The sequence below is a fragment of the Streptomyces sp. NPDC007983 genome (genome assembly GCF_042958345.1).
Classification (GTDB): domain Bacteria; phylum Actinomycetota; class Actinomycetes; order Streptomycetales; family Streptomycetaceae; genus Streptomyces.
In genome coordinates, this window is the sequence record NZ_JBIBJI010000056.1 from 1 (window position 1) to 3,930 (window position 3,930).

General features: G+C 67.9%; 3 protein-coding genes and 2 pseudogenes. 2 read left to right on the plus strand and 3 right to left on the minus strand.

The features are described 5' to 3' along the window. Positions 1-86: 86 nt before the first annotated feature. From ACFZCY_RS45355 to ACFZCY_RS45365, 3 genes and pseudogenes are all read right to left on the minus strand, one after another. A pseudogene (locus ACFZCY_RS45355) lies at positions 87-278 on the minus strand (IS630 family transposase); the annotation flags it as partial. A 64-nt stretch (positions 279-342) separates the two neighbouring features. Beyond that, a pseudogene (locus ACFZCY_RS45360) lies at positions 343-503 on the minus strand (DUF4158 domain-containing protein); the annotation flags it as partial. 160 nt (positions 504-663) lie between these two features. Next, positions 664-1,317, minus strand: coding sequence for a TetR family transcriptional regulator (locus ACFZCY_RS45365; RefSeq protein ID WP_391187687.1), 654 nt, complete (start codon positions 1,315-1,317; stop codon positions 664-666). Positions 1,318-1,450: 133 nt separating this feature from the next. On the opposite strand from ACFZCY_RS45365, the gene ACFZCY_RS45370 reads away from it, so the two are divergent. Both ACFZCY_RS45370 and ACFZCY_RS45375 read left to right on the plus strand, forming a co-directional pair. Continuing rightward, positions 1,451-2,200 (plus strand): NAD(P)-binding domain-containing protein, encoded by a 750-nt coding sequence (locus tag ACFZCY_RS45370; protein WP_391187689.1) that lies wholly within the window; start codon positions 1,451-1,453, stop codon positions 2,198-2,200. Positions 2,201-2,506: 306 nt separating this feature from the next. Next, the gene (locus ACFZCY_RS45375; RefSeq protein ID WP_391187692.1) at positions 2,507-3,445 is read left to right on the plus strand and encodes an alpha/beta fold hydrolase; all 939 of its coding nucleotides are present in this window, start codon (positions 2,507-2,509) and stop codon (positions 3,443-3,445) included. Positions 3,446-3,930 lie beyond the last annotated feature (485 nt).

Here is a 3,930-nt window from a genome sequence, read left to right on the forward strand (position 1 = left end):
GTGCCGGCAAGCGCCACGGAGTCCTGAACTCCTGGAACGCTCAGGAGCCAGGGCCTTCGAAGCCGTATGCACAGGATGGAATCCTGTTACTGATCTCTTCGGTTTGTTGTCGGATGGTGGGTGAGGGTGAGTCTGGTGCCGCTGAGGCAGCCGTCGATGAGGTCGGGGCGGTGCTGGATGTGGCGCAGGCCCCGGCGGAGGGTGCGTTCGAGGTGGTCGTCGTCGGTGAAGGCGACATTGGCCAGCGGGCCGCGCCGTAGCAGCGACCAGATGCCCTCGTCCCGAACAAGGACGCCCTCCTGGAGGGCGTGGCCGAGATGCTGCTCGCCCGGACGACTTCTCCGGAGCGGAAAGCGGATCGTCCACCAGGAACCGGCCGAGATGCCGCACGGTGCACATCTGCACCGCGAATCCCAGCGGGTGGCCTTCGTCCGCCGCAACGCGATCAGGTCCCGATCCACATCGTCCAGGTAGAAGGACCGCTCCAGCTCCGGACGCGTGGGCCTCGGCGTACGGAACGTTCGCCGTGGAGCCGACGAGGCCCGAGCTGGAGCGTCGGTCGGGGGCGCCGACCGAAGACCGCAGCGCGGAGGCCTGTAGGAGCCGGATTCGGTTGTGTTGGCAGCCCGCGCGTCGGTGACCTTCTGGCGCATGCCGGTCGGTCTACCGGATCGTCGGCAGCAAGGAGTCGTGGAAGAGTGCCGGGGGTAGAGGCCCGGTGCCGGTGGCGCACATGCCGTCGAAGGTGAGCCGCAGGTAGCGCCGCCAGGCCGACGGATCGGCAGCCAGCAAGGGTGCGGCGGTGTAGTACACGCCGCAGATCAGCAGCATCACGTCCTGCCCGTTCAGGTCCGCACGGAGTGAGCCGTCGCGTTGCGCCCGCCGCGCCAGTGACTCGGCTGTTGCGATCAGCTGCTCCTGTCCGGCCTGTATCTCCGGGCGCCGAAGATCCGACACCATACGGAGTGCCTCCGCGAGCGCCCGGTTGTTTGCGTAGAGATCGACGCCCGCGCTCATGAACTGCAGCAGGGCGGTGTCGGCGTCGGCCTGCTCGGCCTGCTGGCGGCCCACTGTCACCAGCCCGTCGATTTCCTCGCCGATGATCGCGGCGAACAGGTCCTCCTTGGTGGGGAAATGCCGGAAGACGGTTCCCTTTCCGATACCCGCCCGTGCCGCGATCTGCGCAGTGGACCCTTCCGCGCCGTGCTCGGCGAACACCTCCGCGGCAGCCTTCAACAGCGCCTTGCGCGTCCGCACCGCGTCGGCTCTCATCCGTCGCGCGGGCGGCGCTGCAACAGCTTCTTCTTCAGTGCTCATGGGTCCACTCTACGCAACATGACCGAGCGGTCCGGTTAGGTGGTACGGTAGTTAAAGTGACCAGCCGGTCCGGTTATGGTTCGTGGCTGTGGCCGGTCCTGCATTTCCTCATCCCCTTGGAGAACAAAGCACCATGAGCAAGACACTCGGCTTCATCGGCAGTGGCAACGTCGGCGGCATCTTGGCCCGCCTTGCTGTCACCGCAGGCTTGGACGTCGTCCTGAGCAACTCCCGCGGCCCCGAGTCCCTCGCCGATCTCGTCGCCGAACTCGGCCCCCGCGCCCGGGCGGCCACTCCCGCCGAGGCCGCCGAGGCCGGGGACCTGGTAGTGGTGTCCATCCCGCTAAGCGCCTACGAGAAGATCCCGGCACAGCCGCTGGCGGGCAAGATCGTGATCGACACGCTGAACTACTACCCGGAGCGCGACGGCCGCATCGCCGAGCTGGACGCGAACGAGCTGACGAGCAGCGAGCTGGTACAGCGCCACCTGGCCGACTCCCGTGTGGTCAAGGCGGCCAGCAACATCGTCGTCAGCCAGCTGTTCAGCCTGGCCCGCCCCTCGGGTGCGCCGGACCGCAGTGCCATGCCGATCGCCGGCGACGACGCCGCCGCCAAGGCGGAGGTCGTGGAGTTGCTCGACCTCCTCGGCTACGACGCGGTGGACATCGGCACGCTCGCCGACAGCTGGCGCAGCGAACCAGGCACGCCCGTCTACTGCAAGCCCTACTTCGGGGAAGTGCCCAAGGACGTGAGCTTGGACAAGACGATGGAATGGATCTTCCAGGCCCCGGGCGTTCCGGTACCTGCCGACCGGGTGAGGGAACTGACCGCCACGGTTGTCCGGCCCGCGGGCGGCAGCTTCTCGATCGACGACTGGATCTGAGTGGAGAGCATCGCGGAAGAGGTGGAACCGGAACTCCTGACCGGGTCCGGACACCGACCCACCGTGGTGGTTCCGGCCGCCGGCGGGGAGACAGGCGCCTGCGGCCGCCGCCCCGGCCGCGACTGCTGCGGCTGAGCCGGCACCTGCACGAGGCAGAGGGACCCCGGCCCGCAACCCGTCACCGACCTCCCACGGCTTCCGCCGCGGCTGGTCATACCCCCCAGAAAACACGGGATTACGTACACCTCCACCGTGCCACAACACGATCTTCCTGCAAGGACCCCTAAAAAAGGACGTAACACCACCATGAACGCTTTCACCACCGCCGCAGCCGTCGGGTCGGAGGAGCCGCTCAGCCCCGGCTACGACACGGCGACCAAGGACGACGCCGAGTTCAACAAGCTCTTCCGGCACGGCTTCACCACCATCGACGACGTGCAGATGCACTACGTCATCGGCGGCGACGGCCCGCAGGTCATGGTGCTGCTGCACGGCTGGCCGCAGAACTGGTACGAGTACCGCCCGATCATGCCCTCGCTGCTGCCCGGCCGCACCGTCATCGCCATCGACCTGCCGGGCCTGGGCGACTCGACCGGAAACCCGCCCTCCATGACCAAGACGGTCCTGGCCACCTACGTCCACAAGCTGCTCAACCACCTCGGCCACCACGAGAACGTACAGGTCGTCGCCCACGACCACGGCCTCAACGTCGCCTACTCACTGGCCGCCCAGTACCGCGACCAGGTGGCGGGCCTGTTCCTCATGGACGCCGCCCTCGTCGGCAAGAACCTGAAGTTCGCCACCCTCGAATCGATGTTCTGGCACTTCTCCTTCTTCCTGCAGAATCCGCTCGCCGAGGAACTGGTCACCGGCCGGGTCGAAACCTTCCTCACCTACTTCTTCCAGAGTGTGAAGACCGCCGGCGAGAACGTCTCCGACGACGAACTCGCCGAGTTCGTCCGGGTGTACTCCCGCCCCCAGGTCCTGCACGCCGGCTTCGGGCTCTACCGGACCCTGACCCAGGACGAGGCCGACAACACCAAACTCCAGGACACCCCGCTGACCATCCCGGTCCACCTGATCACCCAGGCCGGCCTCGCCGACGCGTTCCTGCCGCCCCTCCAGGACGCCGCCCCCCACGCCACCTCCGCCGTCGTCCCCGGGGCCGGACACTTCCTCCTCCACGAAGCGCCCGACCGCGTCCTGGCCGAGATCAACGCCTTCTACCCCAACCCCACCCCCTGACCAAAAAGCACCACACGACCACACGACCACACGACGTCCAAACCGTCCGATGCCAGAACTCTCGCGGCCCCTGAACGGCGACCTCGAAAGCCGGCACACCGAGGCCAACGTAAACGGCGCCTGACGACGTCTCAGCCGGATCACACCTGCCTGCATCCGCGTACGAGTGGATCCGCACCCCGGTCGGGGAACACGTCGAGGTGCAGTCCGCGAGCGGTGGGACGGGCGTGGCGACCGCGCTCGTCGGCGGCGCACCGATCCTGCCGGTCCGGCCGGTGAGCTGTCCGGTCCGTCCCTGGGTGTCACGCTGGAGGCGTGGGGTCCGGCGGGCGGGCCGGTCCGTGGGCAGACCGCCGAGCTAGTGATCATGCGACCAATGCCGTCCATGCCGCTGCACTTCTGGAACGACGCAGGTGGCAGCCGTCACCACGACGCCTACTTCCCCGCCTACCCGGGAGTGCGGCGGCACGGGCGCTTGCCCGCAA

Coding starts and splice junctions, on each gene's coding strand:
- ACFZCY_RS45370 (WP_391187689.1), top strand. CDS start 1,451: ATGAGCAAGACACTCGGCTTCATCGGCAGTGGCAACGTCGGCGGCATC.
- ACFZCY_RS45375 (WP_391187692.1), top strand. CDS start 2,507: ATGAACGCTTTCACCACCGCCGCAGCCGTCGGGTCGGAGGAGCCGCTC.
- ACFZCY_RS45365 (WP_391187687.1), bottom strand. CDS start 1,317: ATGAGCACTGAAGAAGAAGCTGTTGCAGCGCCGCCCGCGCGACGGATG.